The sequence below is a fragment of the Pseudoalteromonas sp. 3D05 genome (assembly GCF_002723455.1).
Taxonomy (GTDB): domain Bacteria; phylum Pseudomonadota; class Gammaproteobacteria; order Enterobacterales; family Alteromonadaceae; genus Pseudoalteromonas.
This window is the reverse complement of record NZ_PDUS01000003.1, coordinates 173,520-193,907: the sequence shown is the minus strand read 5'-3', so window position 1 is coordinate 193,907 and position 20,388 is coordinate 173,520. Positions and strand designations below refer to the sequence as shown.

The following is a 20,388-nucleotide window of genomic DNA, read 5'->3' as shown; positions in this document are numbered from 1 at the left end:
TCAGTGCAGAATATTAGGTTGGGCTAATCTAAACACATTGATTGGCGCATCAAATTCAGTGCCGAACTCATTCTTTAATGTGTAATAACCTTGCATGGTTCCGACAGGGGTTTCAATGACAGCACCACTGGTGTATTTGTAGCTTTCACCAGGAGCTATAGTTGGTTTTTCGCCAACTACACCTTCACCTTGGACTTCTATTTCTTTGCCGTTGGCGTCAGTTATCAACCAATAGCGGCTTACTAATTTTGCACTGCATAAACTATGGTTTTTAATGGTTACCGAGTAGGCAAAAACGTATTTATCAAGCTCAGGTTGAGATTGTCCTTCGACATAAAAAGTTTCAACTGTCACTTTTATGGGTGACCCCAAATTACTGCTTGTTGTCATAAATCCAGTTAGCTATATCAATAAATTGTTGTAATGAAAGGTTTTCAGCGCGAAGAGTGATATCAATGCCAATACTTGTCAGCTCATCGGCAGTTAATAAATTACCCAAGCTATTACGAAGCGTTTTTCGGCGTTGGTTAAACGCTTCCAAGCATACAGTATTGAGTATTTTTACACTTTTAGCTGTGCGTTGTTCTGGTTTTTTCGGGATGAGACGAATTACTGCAGAGTCAACTTTTGGTGCAGGCTTAAAGCACTCAGGTGGCACCTCAACAACTGGCATTGCATTACAGTAATATTGTGTCATCACACTTAGACGACCAAACGTTTTACTGCCAGGGCCTGCAACCATGCGTTTTACAACTTCTTTTTGAAGCATAAAGTGCATATGTTCAACATTGTCTGCAAATTCAAATAAATGAAACAGCAGTGGTGTTGAAATATTGTAAGGCAGGTTGCCAAAGACTTTTAATTTTTTGTCGTCACGAACCAAGCTTGAAAAATCAAACTTCATCGCATCACCTTGATGCACGGTTAATTTAGGGCCCAAAAAAGGGTGCTCTGTTAAACGTTGTGCAAGGTCTTTATCGAGTTCTACAACAGTTAAGTGACCACTTAACTCGCTGACAGGTTCAGTGATAGCGCCCAAACCAGGGCCGATTTCAACAAGGTTGTCTTCAGGTTTCGGATCGATTGCAGTAACTATTTTATCGATGATTGATTCATCAAATAAAAAGTTTTGCCCAAAACGTTTACGGGCGCGGTGACCTAAGTGTACTTTATCTGTCATTGATTCTGTGCTTTTTCATGGGCGAGCTTAATTGCTTCGCGGATCGCTAATTCAAAACTACCAACATCAGCATCACCTGTACCAGCTAAATCTAGCGCTGTACCGTGATCAACTGACGTGCGAATAAAAGGTAAACCTAAAGTAATATTCACTGACTTACCAAATCCTTTGTATTTTAGCACAGGTAAGCCTTGATCGTGATACATTGCAAGCACGGCATCTGCTTGTGATAAATATTTATCTTGAAACAGTGTATCAGCAGGAAGAGGACCTATTAGGTTCATACCTTGGTTATTTAATAACTGTAGAGTCGGCGTGATTGTTTCAATCTCTTCGCGGCCTAAATGACCATCTTCACCTGCATGCGGGTTTAACCCACAGACTAAAATTCGTGGCTTTTCGATACCAAACTTTGTTGTAAGGTCGTGGTGCAAGATACCTGCAACTTTAGATAACCGTTCGACAGTGATAGCGCGCGACACATAAGCAAGGGGAATGTGCGTGGTGACTAAAGCAACACGCAGGCCTTCTGTAGCCAACATCATGACAACATCAGGGGTATTTGATTGCTGAGCAAAATACTCAGTATGGCCGCTAAATGAGATACCAGCTTTGTTAATAATACCTTTATGTACAGGGCCAGTTACAACAGCATCAAATGTCCCATCCATATTTTTTTCTGATGCTATACGCAAAGTATCTAGCACGTATTGGCCATTTAGATCATCAAGCACACCTAACTGAACTTCACATCCTAAATCGACTTGGTGTAAAAATACACTGCCGGCAGGGGCGAGTGATGCAGGTGCTGATTCATCAAAGGGAATTAGATTAATGGTTAACCCAAGTTGTTTCGCTCTCTGTTTCAGCATGTGACCATCAGCAATCACTACAAGCTGAGCTGGCCAATCATGTTGAGCTAGCTTAAGTAATAAATCAGGGCCGATCCCGGCGGGTTCGCCGGGGGTAATCGCAATACGTAAAGTCATTGGTTAGTCTTCAATTGGGAAAATATCAACATGGGCTTGTTCGCGCATTTCTTGCTGCCAGTTAAAGCTTTCTTCTTTAAATTTACGGTTAAATAACATGCCGTGAGCACGGTTGCGCTTAGCAAGTTCTGTCTTATCAGCTACGCGCTTATCTAGCAGCTGCACTATATGCCAACCAAATGTAGTTCTAAATGGGTCACTAATTTCATTTTGATCAAGTGAAAGTAATGTATCTCTAAAAGCAGGAACGTATGTTGTTGGATCTGTCCAATCGTACTCACCGCCTTTAAGTGCAGAGCCTGGATCTTCAGAATACTCTTTAGCTAACTCACCAAAGTCGGCCGTACCTTCACGTAATTCTTTGGCAAAACCATTAAGCATTGAGCGCGCTTTCTCTTCACTTAAAATAATTGATGGCTTGATTAATATATGACGTGAGCGAACTTCTGTTGTTTCAACAACCTGACGTCCACGGATATCTTGAACTTTAACAATGTGAAAACCTGCACCAGAGCGAAGAGGCCCAATGATTGCGTCTTTTTTAGTGCCTTTAACTGCTTCTGCAAACAAAGATGGCATTTCATTGATACTCATCCAACCTAGCTGGCCGCCTTCAAGCGCCTTTGAACCGCTTGATGAAGAGATAGCAATACGCTTAAATTCTTTACCGTCTTGTAAGAATTCAATGACTTTATCTGCACGTGTTTTTGCGCTGCTGATTTCATCGGCAGTAGCATTGTTTGGAATATCAATTAAGATATGACCAATATCAAACTCTTCAGTATTTTGACCTTGGCTTTCCATTATTTTTAATAAGTTATCTACTTCTTGCGGGCTTATGTAGATACGACGATCTACATTTGCACGCATTACTTGTTGTGTCGTAATCTCTTTGCGTATCTCTTCTCGATACGATTGAAAGCTTTCGCCTGATTCTTCAATCGTGCGGCGCAAATCAGCAATAGAACCACCTTGCTCTTTTGCCATGCCAACTAATGTTTGATCAAGTTGACTATCTGAAATTTCAAGGCCCATACGCTCAGCAAGTTGCATCATAAGCGTTTGGTTAACTAAGCGCTCCATCGCTTGAATACGTAATGTTTCATCTGATGGAAGTTGCTGGCCTTGCTCTTTAGCCTGCATTTTGACTCGGTTAACAATGGTGTCTACTTCACTTTGTAAAATGACACCTTGATTAACAATGCCGACTACTTTGTCAATTTCTACAGGTGCTGCGATAACGTTCTGGCATAAACCAAAACCTAATAATGCTGATGCTAATAATTTTTTTAAATTCATACTTTTTCTAATACTCTGCTAATACTAGTTATTAAGAAAATACGGTCTACGATAGCCAAAAATACCTTGTTGTAATAATTTTTGTGCATCATAACGGCTTTTACTACCTAATCCTTTCAAGACAATATTAAATCCAATGCTTGAGTCAAATGTAGCTTGTTCTTGGCCTATCGACTGATTTAAATCAGTTTCGATTTGGCGACGGGCTGTGAGTTGAAAAGCCCAACAGCACGATTCATATTGCAATCCACTGAATATCTCAATGCTACGTCCGGTATCAAGGTCGCGGTGGTAGCTATTCACAAATTGCCATTGTTCACTAATTGGGAAGCTAGTAAATAGGCCAACTTGTTCGATTGTATTGCCTGAGACATCATTTGCATAGCGATGGTTCAATTGGACTAACTGATTATTATCGCCTTTGTAGTCTAAAGTTACATTAGACTGAATAATTTGCTTACCATCGGCGTCATATTGAACTCCACCTGATAAATACCAACGTCGGTGCCAATGTACCATGGTTTGTGCTGCAAACAAGGCATTATAGTTAGTATTAGGGTTAATCCCTTGCGCCGAAGGTTTGGCTGAATCATTCAAATAAAATATTTGGCCGGCGCTGAAGTTGAATAACTCTTCATTACTCTCACTAAACAATCGAGTGGTTGCACCGAGCGTAAATTGATTGGCAGATGCAATACGGTCTACGCTCGAAAAACGTTTATCACGAAATAAACCAAAAAAGTCATCTTGGAGTTTTGTTGTATCGTACAGGCCGATATCGGATTGATCTTTATCTGGCGTGTACAGATATTGCATCTGGGGTTCAAGAGTTTGAATCCCATTCTTAACGAGAGAGGTGTCACGCTCAAAATTTAACTGACTATACAAGCGCACCTTAGGTAATGTTCTCGATACTGAATCGGCATAGTCACTGCCCGCTAAGTCACCTTCTTGCTTATAATTGGTGTGTAATAAACTAAATTCAGATAAGAATGACCATGCGTATTCTTGATAACCATAGCTCGCCTTTGGTTCTAGGTGAAGCCGGGTGGCTTTATCAATAACTGCATCACTATTTGTGAAATGACTGATTTCGCCATCAAGCGTAAATTCAACGTTACTTAATTTATATGGTTCTGTTTGCGAAAAGCCAATTTGTGGCCACGCAGCATAGGAATCAGAATGGTTACCTAGCACTTCAAAATTTTGCACTTTTATATCTGTGCGCCAACGCTCGCCTAAATAAGATAAAGACCCTGTACGATATAGTTGAGTGTCAGTACGCGTTGCATAATCTGAACCTAAATCAGTCAAATAGTTATCATCGCTGACGTTTGTTATATCAATATTGGCGCGCCATTTGTCACCAAAATAGCTTTGTTGTTGCCAGTGAAATAAGAAACGCTCTTTTAGTTGTGGCTCCGAATCGTCCTTTTGTAAAAACTCCAGCCCTAACAAGCCGTTACTATTTTCAGTTAAGTAACGGAATTCATTGATAAGCTGAACCCCTTTTTTAGACATGTAACGTGGTGTAATTGTGGCATCAAAATTAGGGGCTATATTCCAATAATAAGGGGTTATGGTTTCAACACCGTAGCGGTCTGAACTGGAAATATTAGGAGTTAACAACCCTGATTTACGGCGATCATCAATTGGGAAAGTAAAGTAGGGTAGATAAAGTACAGGCGTATCCATTATACGCAACACCATATCATGTGTTTCCCCCCAGCCACTTTCACTGGATAATAAAATCTCTTCGGCTTGAATTGCCCATAAAGGAGTGTCGTTTGGGCAGGTAGTAAAGCTTGCATTCAGTAAGTTTAAGCCAGACTGATTAATAGTGAGCTTCTCAGCGCCACCGTGACCTTGTTGCTCTGTTAATTTGTAATCAGCACCAAGCAAACTAATCTCTGAGTTGTTTAAATCGGCATTGAGCCCTGCACTATTAACTTCACTAATTGCATCGCGATAGATAATCGGTCCCGTAGCATTTAGTAAGCCACGTTGTTTGTCAATTAATGCACTTTGTGCGGACAAACTCATATTAAGGGTGTTAATATCAACGTCGCCAGTAAATTCAGCGCTTTGTGTACCAAGCAGCTCTATATCATCTGAACGGATATCGACCATGCCAAGGTCAAGGCCAATAAGCGGTTGCCAAGCACTGGTTTGCATTGAATTGCCACAAAAGTTGTGTGCCAGTTCAGTTTCGGCAAGCGATGGTGCGCTCAGTACGCTTAGCATCATAATGCCCCAGGTTTTGCTCATTTAATAACCTTAATATGGTGTCTTTGAATACAGGACTGACATAATAAAGGAAATTAATGGCAAATACAGTATTTGACTTAGTGAAAAATAGATATCGTGTCCAATGAATCGTTATAAATGTTTACAACAATTTCTAAACTTGCACTTCAATAATGAACCTTACACGCTTTCGTTGATTACAGGAGATGCGAGTTTTCGCCGTTATTATCGTGTAAGTTGCGAAGCTAAAAACTACATAGTAATGGACTCGGATCCTCAAGTCGTTAACAACACACCGTATGTTGAACTAAATCACGCGTTTTCAAAACATGGTTTTATACTTCCCAAAATAATAAATTTAGATGCTCAGCAAGGTTTTTTTATCTTAAATGATTTGGGCAATATACACCTAGCAGATTTACTCCAAGACACTGAGCGAAAAGCGTATTACCAGCAACTGATTAGCTTAAGTTCAGAGTGGGCAAAAGTGCCTGCTACCGAACATATGAAAGACTATGATGCTGAATTTATCCAATTTGAACTAAATATATTTATCGAGTGGTTAGTTGAAGGGGTTTTACAGCAGCCACTCGATGCACGGCTAAAAACACTGTGGCAAACCAGCTGCGCTGTGCTTGTTGATAATTTTTTAATGCAGCCCAAAGTGACAGTGCATCGTGATTTTCACAGCAGAAATATTATGCGCAGTGATAAGCAGTGGGCGATTATTGATTACCAAGATGCTGTCACAGGACCGGTATGCTATGACCTAGTGTCATTATTGCGTGATTGCTACTTTAAGTTACCAGAAGATGAGTTAGACAGTTTACTAAACTACGCTTTTACTGAATTTTCTAAACAAGGGTTAATCAAAAAAAATGATTATGCTCAATTTACTCGCTGGTTTGACTTAACTGGTATTCAGCGCCACCTTAAGGCCGCGGGAATATTTTGCCGTCTTAATCTGCGAGATGGAAAGTCTGGATACGTAAAAAATATCTTACCAACTCTTAATTATGTTGTAGAAATAGCTAAAAAATATAACGAGCTAAATGAATTAGGTCATTGGGTTGAGTTTGATGTCATACCGGCTATGACACATGCTATAAACGAACATCTAGGTGATTAATATGAAAGCACTAATATTAGCCGCAGGTCGTGGGCAACGAATGATGCCATTGACCGCGTCAATGCCTAAACCTATGTTAAAAGTAATGGATAAACCGTTAATTGAACATCATATTGAACGCTTAAAAACAGCGGGTATTACAGAAATAGTTATTAACCTTGCATGGCAAGGTAATAAGATCAAAGAGTACTTTGCAGATGGCCAAGCATTGGGTGTTCAAATTCATTATAGTCAAGAGCCCGAACAAGGCCTTGAAACTGCCGGTGGTATCATTCGTGCGTTACCACTTTTAGGTGATGACTTTATTGTTATTAATGGTGATGTATTTACCGATTATGATGTGAGTGCATTAAAATCACTACATTTAGATAATGGCGAAGGCCATATCGTGCTTGTTGAAAATCCAGCACATAACCCAAATGGTGATTTTACCTTGCGTCACCTTGGGCCACAAAGTCAAAAGTATACGTTTTCTGGTATTAGTCGGTTTAAAGCGTCTTTTTTCCAAGGCATACCGGATGGCGTATTACCGCTGGGGCCTTTATTGCGCGAGCGCTTAGCAACGGCTGATGTGTCAACAGAGCTTTATATAGGGATGTGGAACGATATTGGTACGCCTGAACGACTATCACAATTAAATGAAACGCTAAAAGGAGTACCGCATGTGGGGTAAAATCTTAGGTGCCTGTTTTGGTTTTATGTTTGGGCGCATTATTGGCTTGTTTATTGGCCTGTATTTAGGCCATATGTTTGATAAAAGCTTGAAGCAAAACTTTGACAAAGCGGGTGGCTTTTCAAGTTTATTTAATGGTGATGATGATATTGATCAGCGCCAAGCATTATTTTTTACCAGCTGTTTTGCGGTAATGGGGCATATTGCAAAATCAAATGGCCGTGTGAGTGAAACTCATATACGCGCTGCTAGTTTGTTTATGGATGAGATGGGGTTAACGGGTGAAAACCGTAAAGAAGCCCAAGATGCTTTTAAAGCAGGTAAAGAAGCCGATTTTTCTCTAAAAGAAACGGTGTACGATTTTAAAGAGCGGTTTGCTCGTCGTCATGATTTAATCCAGTTATTTTTAGAAATTCAGATTCAGATGGCCTTTTCTGATGGCGTGCTAGCGGCTCAAGAAAAAGAGCTGCTACAATTGGTGAGTAAGCAACTAGGTATATCAAAAACGCATTTTTCTTTTGTATTAAAACGCTATCAGGCTGAGTTCAATTTTCGCCAGCAACAACAACGCTTTAAACAACAACAGCAACGCCAACAAGGCCATAGTAGCAGTTACCGTGAAGGCTCAGGCCACCATGTGCCACCGAACAACAACGGTATGAATCGCACACAGGCATTGGCATTATTAGGGCTGAATAATGAAGCTAGTGCACGCGATATAAAAGTGGCATACAGAAAACTGATGGCTCAGCATCACCCTGATAAACTAGTGTCGCAAGGTTTACCTAAGCACATGATGGAGTTAGCAGTTAAAAAAAGCCAAGATATTCAATCTGCTTACGAGTTTTTAAAAAAGGCGGCGTAAAAAACCGTCTATTTCCTTAGTTAAACGCGCGTGTTGTTCAGGTTCTGAACTAAGACCAAATAACTCCCTCTGACGATAGTCATACTTGCTGTGGCGCTTAACCCAGCGCTTTCTGTCAGTTATGCTCATCAATAAATCAGGGTTATCATTGCTATAAAAAACATCTAAAAGAGGTGGGCTGATAGTTGATACAAGGGTATTTAACTGTTGGTTACGCTCATTATTTGGCAAGTAGCTACTTAAGCTGATAAATGCCTCTAAATCATCATTAGGGAAGCTGGCATAGTGCTCTAACAACACTCCAGCACTGGCACCTTGAGCAATCAGAACAATTTTACTTCCATCATTAAGCGCTGTTTGATAGAGCACTTCAAAACGAGCAATTAAGTTTTCTTTATAGTCATCAATCACATCATCACTGACATACTCAATCGCATCAACATGTTTTACTGTGTCTTCTGCGCTTTCACTAGCTTGGTCAGCTGGTGAATTTGTTTCATTCGTATTTTCGTTTTGTTGGCTATCTGCTGTTGCAGTGTCAGTGTCAGTTTCAGTGCTCTCAGTTTGACTGGCTTTTTTACTTGCTTGCCAATCAATATCGGGCACTGTCATTGCTAGTGTTGTATAACCTAAGTCATTTAGGTGGGTACGTAAAAAGTTTATACCCGCGTTGTTGGTGGGTAAATTTTGCCAATCAGGAATAATTAAAACCACCGCACGTTGCTCAGCGCTCATGTACTCACGGTGCAAACTAATAAATTCAGTCTCACCGGCTTTTAATGGCCTCACTTCGCTTTTGGGCATTAACCGCGATAAGTCGCTACTAACAATACTTGACCAAGAGGTGGGGGCAATGTGTTCTGCTGCACTGATAGAGTGACTTAGAATGCAAATGCTTACCGCGCAAGTAATTACACCCGCACGAAGAAATTGCAAAAGAGAAGTTGCTGAACACATATATCATCATGGCCTATTAAAACTGATAAATATATATCGGCAATAAGGCGCAAAAGTTTAACGGATTTTAAGTCGTCTAAAAGTCTGGCTGTGCTTCAAAGGTCATTAGCTGTTCAGTAATAGGGTGAGCAAGCTGCAACATTTGTGCATGTAACTGCAAGCGCGGAGCTGCTGCTAATGCATCAGGATGAGCATAAAGGCGATCACCTAAAATAGGGTGGCCTAATGACAACATATGGACTCTTAGCTGATGAGAGCGCCCAGTAATGGGGGTAAGTTCGACTCGGGTAGCGAATTCTTCATATTCAAGTACGTTGAAATGAGTTAAAGAAGGTTTGCCGTTTTCGTGATCAACCATTTGTTTTGGGCGATTAGGCCAATCACAAATAAGCGGTAAATCAACAGAGCCTGTTGTTTGCGCTACTTTACCAAAAACCCGTGCAATATAGCGCTTTGCGGTTTGACGCTCCTGAAACTGCATACTCAGATGGCGGTGTGCGGCTTTATTCATGGCTAAGCAAAGTATCCCTGAGGTTGCCATGTCTAAACGATGGACAATTTTAGCCGTAGGAAATACGCGGTTCACACGAGATATTAAACAATCTGCGTGTTTTGGATCTTTGCCGGGAACGGTTAATAATTCACTGGGCTTATTTACAATCAGTAAATCGTCATCTTGATATAAAATAGTCAAATACGGATCGAGCGGGGGATTGTAATTAATTAACACGGTTAGCCTCAGCAATTGGTAAGGGGTTATTTTAAAGAAGTCACTGGCATTACACAATCACCAAACTTCATTCCTTATTTGCTGTATTTTATGTTGAGCGATAATAAAGAAATATTAAGGATTTTGATGTTACAGCCAATACAGAGTGAGCCGTGCCCACGTTGCGGTTTAGAGGTGAATGTTCGCCAATCCTATTGCCATCACTGCAAAGACGTCTCTAACTTAGAATCTGTGTTTTTAAGAAAAAATTATAAAAGACAAATTTATAAACAAAATAGAAGGTTAAGGCGAATATTTATGATGTTGACACTGCTAATTGGGGCAATCGTTGTTTGGCTATTTATAGGATAGAAAGCGCGGTGTTATACCGCGCTTTTTGAAGTGGTTTAATAATATCTAACTAACGGCTACACCCCTAGTGTGATACCACAATCAAGCGAATCGCATCGAGTTTTAGCTGGGCTTTTTCAATATGCGTGGTTAATTCACTGCGTTGCTTATCGTAAAAAGTCAGCTCTTCTTCACGGATATTTGGGTTGATTTGCTTCAGGGCTGCTAAGCGGGCTTGCTCTTGTGCTAATGATTGTTGCATTTGCTCAAGGGCTTCGGTGCGAATAACTTCTAATTTAGCTTGGGCCATTTCTTGAGCTGACTTAATCATTGGGTGAATTGCGCTTTGCAGTGCACCCGCAAGTTTGCTGGCTGTTTGACGACCCACCGCTGAAAGCTGCTGATTAAAGCCATCAAAACCGACATTATCACCTAGATTATTACTCGCTTTATCAAGCAAGATGCGGATCGGTGTAGGAGGTAAGAAGCGGCCAATCTGTAAAGATTTAGGCGCCATGGCTTCACCCACAAAAATAAGCTCAACAAAAAAAGTACCTGCAGGTAGTTTTTTGTTTTTCAACAATGCCACAGAGGCGGTACCAAAGTCATCATCGCAAATCATGTCGAGCGTGCCTTGAACCATTGGATGATCCCAGCTGATAAAGTGCACGTCTTCTTGTGAAAGTGCGGTGTCACGGTCAAAAGTAACGGTGATGCCATCATCTTTTAAGCTTGGGAACGATGGGTTTAGCATGTGCTCCGTAGGCTTCAAAATAATGGTGTTTTCGCCTTTATCTTCTTGGCTTACGCCGAACGTATCGAATACGTTGATCATGTAACTTGGTAATTCAAACTGATTATCAAGCTTTTCAATATCAGTGACTAATGAATCCGCTGCGCCTTGACCTGATGAATGAAGCTCTAATAAACGGTCACGACCGCTTTCCATTTGCTTACGCAACTTCGTATTTTGGCTGGCAACTTGCTCAAGAAGTGGGTCTAACTCGTCTTCATCGCAGTTATGGGCGGCAATAAATTCAAGCAAGTCTTCGCTAAATTCTTTATACAGCAATTGCCCTGTGGTCGAGGTTGTTTCAAATGCGTCTAGGCCTTCGTTGTACCAACGAAGCAATACTTCTTGTGCTGTGTTTTCAAAGTATGGCACATGAATATTCACATCTTGCGTTTGACCAATACGATCTAAACGACCGATACGCTGCTCTAATAAATCAGGGTTAAGTGGTAAATCAAATAACACTAAGTGATGTGCAAACTGGAAGTTACGTCCTTCTGAACCAATTTCAGAGCAAAGTAGGATTTGAGCGTTATCGTACTCATCGGCAAAGAATGCCGCTGCGCGGTCGCGTTCTATAATCGACATACCTTCGTGGAATACCGAGGCTTTAATCGCTTCACGCTCGCGCAGGATTTGTTCAAGGCTAATTGCGGTTTCCGCTTTGGCGCAAATGAGTAGTACTTTTTCGTGCTTAAGTGTTTTAAGTGTGTCAATCAACCAATCTACACGTGGGTCAAATGCACCCCAGCTAGCACTTTCGCCTTCGAACTCTTGAAATATTTTCTCAGGGAATAAAGCACGTTGTGCACTTAATTCAGCACTTTGAATACCGCTCATATTACCCAGTACTGAGATAGCCGTTTTGTACTGCTTAGGCATTGTCATTGGGTAGGCATGTAATTTACGGCTAGGGTAACCATCAATACCGCTGCGGCTATTTCTAAATAAAATACGGCCTGTGCCATGGCGATCCAGTAGCATAGATAAAATTTCTTTGCGGGCTGCGTCATCACCACTTTGCGCTTGCTCTAACACCGAGGTGATATCGGTTTCTTTTAGCAATTCAGTAAGGGTTGCTTTGGCGCCATCATCAAGTGCTTGATGTTGCAATAACTGGTTTGCTGCTTCTGCAACATGCTTATAATTACTTTCTTCTTCAACAAATGCATCGTAATCATAAAAACGATCTGGGTCGAGTAATTGTAAGCGAGCGAAGTGGCTACGATGACCAAGTTGATCAGGCGTGGCGGTTAATAAAATCAGCCCTGGAATATCTTGGCTTAGTTCAGCCATGCGTTGGTATTCAGTACTTGGTTTGCCATTGTTAATACTTAAATGGTGAGCTTCATCAACAATCAGTAGATCCCAATCAGCTAATGTTGCTTGCTCAAACCAGCGCTTTTTCTTGGTGATGAATTCAAGGCTAGTAAGTACTAACTGTTCTGTTTCAAATACATTTGGCGAGTCGGCAAAGGCTTCGTCGCAGCGCTCTTCATCAAAAATAGAAAAATGTAAGTTAAAACGGCGTAGCATTTCAACAAGCCATTGATGCTGCAGGTTTTCTGGCACCACAATTAAAACACGGCTAGCGCGGCCACTGATAATTTGCTGGTGTAATATCATACCTGCTTCAATGGTTTTACCTAGGCCGACTTCATCAGAAAGTAATACGCGAGGGGCAAAGCGTTTACCCACTTCTTGAGCAATGTATAACTGATGAGGAATAAGGCTTGCACGTTGACCAATTAAACCTTTAATAGGCGATTGCTGGCGTTCAAACTGATGTTGCCACGTTTGGTAACGTAATGTGTAACGATCAAAACGGTCTACTTGACCGGCAAAAAGGCGGTCTTGTGGTTTATTAAACTTGATAAAGTGATCAAGAAAAGTTTCTTTTAATTGTGCTTGTTCACCGTTATCAACTCGGGTGCCGTGATAACAAAGTAGTTCACCTTGAACTTCAATAGATTCGACTTCAAGTTCCCATTCTTCAACGCTTTTGATTACATCGCCAGGATTAAATGCCACGCGAGTAACCGGCGCTTCTGTCATCGAATAAACGCGGTTTTCGCCACTGGCGGGAAATAATATGCTGACCTGACGGCCTTCAAGGGCAACGACTGTGCCTAATCCTAAATCTGACTCTGTATCACTGATCCAACGCTGACCTAAGGAAAAATTCATGTATGTCTCGTCTATGAAGAAAAAGGCGGCTATGTTACCTGTTACCTAACACCACTGCAAGGCGCTAACTAGCTCACTTTTAATTAATTTTATAACTGTGAATTATTCTTGTATCAGTGATTACTGAGAAGACTAATTCAAAACAAAAAAAGGTTTGTCATAAAACAGACTTTTATGACATCTAAGCTAAACTTAGAATATACCTTAGCAATTAAGTTTTACAGGGCGAAGAGTCAGCCCGTTAAACCTGATTAGTTGGGTATAGCATAAAAATCATAAAACGTAAGGAAAGTGCTATGGAAAAAGCTTCGAACCTTGATAGTAAAATGTATGTGCTAGATACCAACGTACTACTTCACGAACCTCTCGCCTATTTATCTTTTCAAGAGCATGATGTTGTTATTCCTATGACGGTATTGGAAGAACTAGATCACATCAAAGACCGCAAGCATGATGTTAGCCGTGATGCGCGGGTTGCGATTCGCGGACTCGATGACGTGTTAAGAGATGCAACACCAGAGCAAATGCTAAAAGGGGTTGCACTGCCAACGAACAAAAAAGCTAAGGTGTCTTCCTCTGGTACCTTGATTATTGTTAATGATCACCTCTTTGCGGATTCAATCTCAGGGTTACCCGGCAACGAAAACGACCACCGCATAATTAATTGTGCCGTTCACCTACAAAAACAGCACAGTGATGCCAAAGTTGTGCTTGTGACCAAAGACATAAATATGCGCTTAAAAGCAAAAGGCGCGGGTCTAAAGTTTGTTGAAGATTACCGAACTGATCAACTTATTGATGATATAGAGTTATTAAGCACCGGCTATAAAAAAGTTGAAGGCGATTTTTGGCAACATGTGGGTGAATGTGAAACACAGCAACAAGGTCGAGATACGTTTCATAAAGTCGCTAAAAGCTTAATACCTGACGTATTTTGTAATGAATACTTGCTGGATGACAGTGGTCATTTTGCTGCGCGTGTTAAATCTTATGATGATGACAATATCATGCTCAAAGACATGGGAGTCGAGCGTTTAATGCATCAATCAGCCTGGGGGGTTAAGCCTAAAAATATATACCAAGGCATGGCGTTGGATGCATTATTAGATCCCAATATTGAACTCGTTATATTAACCGGTCCTGCGGGGTGTGGTAAAACCTTACTCGCGCTTGCCAGCGCTCTTGAAATGATCATTGAAAAAGGCATTTACGATAAAGTTATTGTGACTCGTAATACGCCTGAGATAGCAGAATCTATAGGCTTTTTACCAGGCACCGAAGAAGAAAAAATGGCGCCGTGGCTTGCTGCAATAACAGATACTTTAGAGGTGTTACATAAAGGGGACGAAAACCCAGTATCAAGTCGTAATTACATTATGGAAAAAGCAAATGTGCAGTTTAAATCAGTCAACTTCATGCGTGGGCGAAGCATTCAAAACGCAGTGGTGATCCTTGATGAAAGCCAAAACTTAACAGCATCACAGCTCAAAACCATCATTACTCGCTGTGGTGAAGGTACCAAGCTTATTTGTTCAGGTAACCTTGCGCAAATAGACAGCAATTATTTAACCCCTGTAACATCGGGTTTAACCTATATTGTGGAGCGTTTTAAAGATTTTGAAGGCAGTGCAACGGTGAACTTAAATGGCGTGGTTCGCAGTCGATTAGCCTCTTTTGCAGAAGAGAATTTATAACTTGCGTCCGAGTGCTTGGCTCGATAGTCTAGAAAAGACTATTGGGCCATACAACGGATTTTAGGTTGGACTTTTTACCCTTAAAACATTATTACCGCTCACTTGCCGTTGCTTTGGTTGTACCTTTACTTGTTGCCTTTCTTCTTTGCCTGCACCTTTATAACATTAAATTTGATCGAGCAATCGCACAGCGCCAAGCTGAATTTAATAATTTATCCGCTCAATTGGCGTATCGAATGGATGCAGCCGCAAATTTAGTGTCCACCTTATTAGCACAATACGAGCAACCGCTTTTTTATCGGTTTGATCGTCAATGGCTAAATGATGTTAATCAATTTAATGACTACTACTACCGCAAAATACCCGGACAAGGTGGAGAAATTGTTGGACAAGGACGTTTTTCATCAAGTCCGCGCGCTATAGCCCAGTGGCAACAAGTTACTGCACTTGGGCCTGCATTTAATACCACTTTGTCACTTATTCAGTCGTTATCGGCGGTCGCATATGTTAATGAGCAAGGTTTTGCTTATGTGAAGCGACGTAACGATAACGGGAGTTTTTTCCTTACACAGATACTGGATAACCAATTTAGACCTCAGTTTAGAGATAATATGCTCGCATCCAGCAAAATTATTCAACTAGATGATAAAACATACTTTGCTTTGGGGCAGCGACGAAGCTCGAATAGCAATGATTATGTTATTTTAATTTATGATTTGCAGGCGGTATCTGCTTGGTTAGATAAAATCTCTTCGGATAGAGGGGAGTATATTTTTCTCACAGAGTCACGCCACGTTATTGCCAGTTCTACACAGACAATACAATCAACACAACTTCTTGAACATTACTGGTCTGAGGTTTTATTGACCGGTAGCGCTTTACAAGAACAAAGTAATGACAGTCAATTACTTCTTTTTCAACAACCACATACGCAACCAGTCACTTTAGGCTTTTATGAATCAAATGATCAATTAACAGCGCCTATTCGATATGAAGTATTGATTGAATTTGTTTTTCTTAGTTTATTTTTAGTGTCTATGTTCAGTGCTGTTTTTTGGTTAAGTCAACGTATATTTGTTAAACCCATTACCCATTTGATGGCGTATCTTGAGCACAATGAAACGCAAAGCTCTGAGCCGTCACATTATCAAATACCTAAAAATTGGCAGCCTTGGTTTAGCAGGATAAAAAAAGTATTCAATAAGAACGTGCAGTTGGTAGATTCATTGCAGCAAGCAAATACCGAGTTAGATTCGCAAGTAAAAATAAAAACGCGAGAACTTGCAAGAAGTTATGAAGCAAAAGAGCGTCACCTTGCTTTATTAAACACCATGTTAAACAGTGTGCCAGATCTAATTTACTTTAAGAATATTGATGGCTCATTTTTGGGTTGTAATCGCGCGTACGAAAAATACATTGGTGTTGAACAAGGGCAATTGGTTGGCCTACAACTTTGTGATATTAGCGATGACAGTGGAAAAATTAGCGAATTAGAGCAAGAGGTCCTTAATAATAAAAGTCGTGCAGAGCAGCGTGTTGAAAACGATAGTCATGTTTATCAACTGACCATATCGCCTTTTTATAATGAGCAAAATCAATTATTAGGTTCGATGGCAATTGGTCGAGATATTACTGCGCAAGAATATGCGCTCAACGCCTTAAAAAGCTCTGAGTCAAAATTTAGAAGTGCTATAGAATACGCCGCTAATGGCGTGGTATTACTTTCTTTAGAGTACACAATTCTTCAGTTAAATAGGGCCGCTAGAAAGTTATTTAATATTGATAAAAATGACTCTAAGCTACTTTTTAGTACGCTCTTTGCCAAGTCGCAGTGGCAACAAATAAACGCAACGCTAGCGCGCTTGCTGACAGAAAAACAGAAAGTTTATCACCTCACTCTTGAACAAGAAGCAAAGCAGAGGTGGTGGCAGTTAAGTATTTCGTTAGTGTGGGATGCGCAGCTAGCACCCTACTATTATACTATTCATATTCAAGATATTAGCGCACTGACACAAGCTAAACAGGATGCAGAGCGCGCGACTCAAGCGAAAAGTCGATTTATTGCAAATTTGAGCCATGAAATACGCACGCCATTAAATGCTGTTACGGGCTTAATTGATATGGTGATGCAACAAGGCTTATCTGTACAACAGGTGCAGCATGCGAATCAGGCTAAAGATGCAGCGCAGAACTTATTGGTTATGCTTAATCGTATGTTGGACTTTGCCCGAGTGGAAAGTAATCAAGCACAGTTGCAGCTAAAACCATTTAACTTAGTAGAATTAGTGGATAGTTGTGAAAGTCTGCTGTTAGGTTTATGCCAAAATACACCGATAGCAGTTAATGTAGAGGTTGACCCCGCAATTGCTACCGAGTTGGTGGGGGATTATATTCTTTTACAACATGTACTTGGTAACTTAATAACGAATGCAGCTAAATTTACACATCAAGGGTCTATTACGTTAAAAATAGATAAAGTTGAAGAGCAAGGAGGCTTACAGACTCTTGCTTTTAACGTAATAGATACCGGCGTTGGAATTGATGATGCGGATCAAAAGCGGTTGTTTGATGCGTTTACACAGGGAGATGAATCGTTAACCCGCCAGCACCAAGGTGTAGGTCTGGGACTGGCTATCGTTAAACATGAGCTTGCCCTCATGGGCGCTCAGATAGTGGTTAATAGTAGTAAAAACAATGGCAGTGAATTTTCTTTTAACGTTACTTTTAATAGCCTTGAAAATAACCAAGCAAGTAAGATTGATTGGTGTAATGCTTTAGTTATAGCTGATGCTGAAAAAAACAATGAGTTTAGTCAAGCCTGTAAACTATTATCATCAGGTATTCAGTTCAAAACGTTAACTCAAGTTAAGGCGAGCAGTGCAGTTTTAGATTACGAATACATCATTATTAATGATTATGATTTAGCGCATTTATTAGCAATCCCATCCATTAAAGTGCAATTAAAAACATCGAAAACCCTTATTTATTCAATAAAAAACAACCAGCAGATAACCACCGCAGAGGATGAGTCAATTTGCATTATCAGTATAAAGCGCTCAGCCTTTATCCAGCGATTGGCCTCTCAACATGTTTTAACTAAAAGCAAATCAGTTGAGCACGCCTCGCAAATAGAGCTTAGTGGTCTACTTGTTCTCGCTGTCGATGATAATCCGCTTAATCTCGATATTATTAGCAATATACTTTCTCAAGCAGGAATTAACGTGTTACTTGCTACTAGTGCTAAAGAGGGGATTGAACTGGTTACAAAAGTAAAACCAGATCTGATCCTAATGGACGTACAAATGCCAGAGTTAGATGGTTTACAAGCAACACAGATTTTACGACAAAACTATACCTCACAGCAGTTACCTATTTTTGCGTTAACCGCTCATTGTGAAGCGGAGGATGAAGCCCGAGCAATTGCGGCTGGTATGAATAAGCATTTGACCAAACCTATAGTTGCCAATACGTTACTAGAGGCTATAAGTGCTGTAAAGATTGGCAAGCCAGCATTTTTTGACGTGTCTTTTGCGCTATCTCAATTTGCTGGCGATAGCGAATTGTTACAAGTTATGTTGAATAAATTAGCTGATTTATGTGAAAGTCATTTAGCAAACTTAGATGGTGAAAGGCCACCGGCAGACATAGAAAAAATTGTACATAATATTAAAGGTGTTACTGGAAATTTAGGCTTTGTTCGGTTATCTAAATTGGCACAGCGGTTAGAAATCACACTGAGAAAAACGTCAGAAGTTGACTATAATCTTTATAATGAGCTTATAATAGAGCTACAACAGGTCTATGCGTTTATTCAAGTAAGGAATATATAACATGTTGAAAAAAGCGAAAATACTCATCGTTGATGATGCTCCGCTTAATCGGTTAATATTAGAAAGAACGCTGGCCAATGAATACGACGTATTTTCTCAAGAGAATGGTGAAAAGGCGCTTAACTTTTTAAAATCCAATACTGTTGATCTGATTATACTTGATATTGTCATGCCGGGTTTAAATGGGTATGAAGTGTTGGGTCGATTAAAAGAAGATCAAGCCACGCAAGCTATTCCTGTTATTTTTATTTCTGCTAATACCAGTCATGATGATGAAGCAAAAGGGTTTGAGTTAGGTGCGATGGACTACATAACAAAACCTTTTAGTACCGTTGTTGTGAAAGCCAGAGTAAAGAACCAATTGTTGATTAAGCAAAAAAACGATTTGTTAGAAATGCTGGTTGCTATTGATGGCTTAACGGAGATCCCAAATAGGCGGTTTTTAGACGAAACACTTAGCAGTGAGTGGCGTCGCAGTGTCAGAAATCATACACCATTGTCAGTTATTATAGCCGACATAGATCACTTTAAACGTTATAACGACCACTATGGCCATAGGGCTGGTGATGAATGCCTTAAAAAAGTGGCGCAAACATTAGCCAACCAGTGCCAACGTGGTGGGGAGTTTGTTGCACGCTACGGCGGAGAAGAATTTGCTGCTGTTTTGCCTGGTGTTAATAAAGAACAAGCTTTAGCATTTGCTAATAAACTTCGTGATGCTATTAAATTGCTTAACATTGCTCACAACGAGTCGCTTAACGCTGATCACGTCACTATAAGCTTAGGGGTTGCAACAACACAGATTGAAAATCCTCAAGCCGACACATTATTAGTAAAAAATATTGAAAAACAACTTCTTGAGGAAGCCGATTCAGGTTTGTATGAAGCAAAAAATTGCGGGAGAGATAAAATCATCGCCCGCAGTTTTGTCCGTTAATTGAGAGTGAACTTAGTTATGACTTAATGATTTATATAGTGTATCGCCTACACCGATTAGTTTGTCATTTTTAAACACCAAAGGGGTGCACTCATCTTTAGTCATTTTTCCATCAGAATGAATACTGTGTGTAGCATAGAATAACACTTGGTACACATCGTCATCTTTTTTTAATAGCTCGGTAAAGTTCGGTGTTTTAAGGCGGTTTAGCACCATTTGGTAGCTGCTATCGAGTGCTAAGTTAGCGATAGTTTCACGATTGTTTTTATGGTGTTTTTCCCAGCTGCTCGATGAATCACCAGCCCAGTGGGTTTCGGCTTCGCCGTCTGATACAGCGATAACACAACCTGTAAGAAATGGAGCGCTCAAAGCGGCAATTAACATTAACTTTTTCATTTTTAAAATCCTGAGTTTAACTACGTTTTTCTTTAATTTGATTAGTTATAGCAAATAATCGGCCAACTTTAAAATTCCTTTAAAATTAATATCTTAAAATTTAAAGGAATGATGGGTGAGTATTCACACTATTCACTTTGGTATAAAAAGCT

At 40.3% G+C, this 20,388-nt stretch carries 15 protein-coding genes; 6 read left to right on the top strand and 9 right to left on the bottom strand.

Features of this window, described 5'->3' with window-relative positions; all coding sequences use genetic code 11:
- From apaG to lptD, 5 genes are read right to left on the bottom strand one after another with little or no spacing between them, the layout of a single operon-like run.
- Positions 1–390: a Co2+/Mg2+ efflux protein ApaG gene (apaG, locus tag CSC79_RS04955; RefSeq protein ID WP_099294662.1), complete on the bottom strand. Its 390-nt coding sequence runs from the start codon at positions 388–390 to the stop codon at positions 1–3.
- Positions 374–1,180, bottom strand: a complete 807-nt coding sequence (gene rsmA / locus CSC79_RS04950) for a 16S rRNA (adenine(1518)-N(6)/adenine(1519)-N(6))-dimethyltransferase RsmA (RefSeq protein ID WP_099294660.1) — start codon at positions 1,178–1,180, stop codon at positions 374–376. Before rsmA ends, apaG begins: the two co-directional genes overlap by 17 nt.
- Positions 1,177–2,169, bottom strand: a complete 993-nt coding sequence (gene pdxA / locus CSC79_RS04945) for a 4-hydroxythreonine-4-phosphate dehydrogenase PdxA (RefSeq protein WP_099294656.1) — start codon at positions 2,167–2,169, stop codon at positions 1,177–1,179. Before pdxA ends, rsmA begins: the two co-directional genes overlap by 4 nt.
- 3 nt (positions 2,170–2,172) lie before the next feature.
- Positions 2,173–3,480, bottom strand: a complete 1,308-nt coding sequence (surA, locus tag CSC79_RS04940) for a peptidylprolyl isomerase SurA (protein ID WP_305396047.1) — start codon at positions 3,478–3,480, stop codon at positions 2,173–2,175.
- Between the two features lie 12 nt (positions 3,481–3,492).
- The gene (lptD, locus tag CSC79_RS04935; protein WP_099294651.1) at positions 3,493–5,736 is read right to left on the bottom strand and encodes an LPS assembly protein LptD; all 2,244 of its coding nucleotides are present in this window, start codon (positions 5,734–5,736) and stop codon (positions 3,493–3,495) included.
- A 103-nt stretch (positions 5,737–5,839) separates the two neighbouring features.
- On the opposite strand from lptD, the gene CSC79_RS04930 reads away from it, so the two are divergent.
- From CSC79_RS04930 to djlA, 3 genes are read left to right on the top strand one after another with little or no spacing between them, the layout of a single operon-like run.
- Positions 5,840–6,844: a phosphotransferase gene (locus CSC79_RS04930; protein WP_099294648.1), complete on the top strand. Its 1,005-nt coding sequence runs from the start codon at positions 5,840–5,842 to the stop codon at positions 6,842–6,844.
- A gap of 1 nt (position 6,845) precedes the next feature.
- Entirely contained in the window at positions 6,846–7,517 is a 672-nt protein-coding gene (gene murU / locus CSC79_RS04925) for an N-acetylmuramate alpha-1-phosphate uridylyltransferase MurU (protein WP_099294645.1), read from the top strand.
- Positions 7,507–8,382 carry a co-chaperone DjlA gene (djlA, locus tag CSC79_RS04920; protein ID WP_099294642.1) on the top strand — a complete coding sequence of 292 codons (876 nt, stop codon included), beginning with the start codon at positions 7,507–7,509 and terminating at the stop codon, positions 8,380–8,382. The genes murU and djlA overlap by 11 nt, the downstream gene beginning before the upstream one ends.
- On the opposite strand, the gene CSC79_RS04915 is transcribed toward djlA, so the two are convergent.
- From CSC79_RS04915 to rapA, 3 genes are all read right to left on the bottom strand, one after another.
- A complete protein-coding gene (locus CSC79_RS04915; protein WP_099294639.1) occupies positions 8,365–9,339 on the bottom strand; it encodes a DUF3530 family protein in 975 nt (324 codons plus the stop codon). The genes djlA and CSC79_RS04915 overlap by 18 nt on opposite strands.
- A 76-nt stretch (positions 9,340–9,415) precedes the next feature.
- Entirely contained in the window at positions 9,416–10,069 is a 654-nt protein-coding gene (gene rluA, locus CSC79_RS04910; protein WP_099294637.1) for a bifunctional tRNA pseudouridine(32) synthase/23S rRNA pseudouridine(746) synthase RluA, read from the bottom strand.
- A 415-nt stretch (positions 10,070–10,484) separates the two neighbouring features.
- The gene (gene rapA / locus CSC79_RS04905) at positions 10,485–13,379 is read right to left on the bottom strand and encodes an RNA polymerase-associated protein RapA (RefSeq protein WP_099294635.1); all 2,895 of its coding nucleotides are present in this window, start codon (positions 13,377–13,379) and stop codon (positions 10,485–10,487) included.
- Positions 13,380–13,675: 296 nt separating this feature from the next.
- On the opposite strand from rapA, the gene CSC79_RS04900 reads away from it, so the two are divergent.
- The 3 genes from CSC79_RS04900 (at position 13,676) to CSC79_RS04890 (ending at position 19,840) form a co-directional block, all read left to right on the top strand.
- The gene (locus CSC79_RS04900) at positions 13,676–15,073 is read left to right on the top strand and encodes a PhoH family protein (RefSeq protein ID WP_099294633.1); all 1,398 of its coding nucleotides are present in this window, start codon (positions 13,676–13,678) and stop codon (positions 15,071–15,073) included.
- A gap of 65 nt (positions 15,074–15,138) precedes the next feature.
- The gene (locus CSC79_RS04895; protein ID WP_099294631.1) at positions 15,139–18,903 is read left to right on the top strand and encodes a response regulator; all 3,765 of its coding nucleotides are present in this window, start codon (positions 15,139–15,141) and stop codon (positions 18,901–18,903) included.
- Position 18,904: 1 nt separating this feature from the next.
- Positions 18,905–19,840, top strand: coding sequence for a diguanylate cyclase (locus CSC79_RS04890; RefSeq protein ID WP_099294629.1), 936 nt, complete (start codon positions 18,905–18,907; stop codon positions 19,838–19,840).
- 12 nt (positions 19,841–19,852) lie between these two features.
- Here the strand turns inward: CSC79_RS04890 and CSC79_RS04885 are convergent, their stop codons facing one another.
- Complete coding sequence (locus tag CSC79_RS04885) at positions 19,853–20,236, bottom strand: DUF3192 domain-containing protein (protein WP_099294627.1); 384 nt, start codon at positions 20,234–20,236, stop codon at positions 19,853–19,855.
- Positions 20,237–20,388 lie beyond the last annotated feature (152 nt).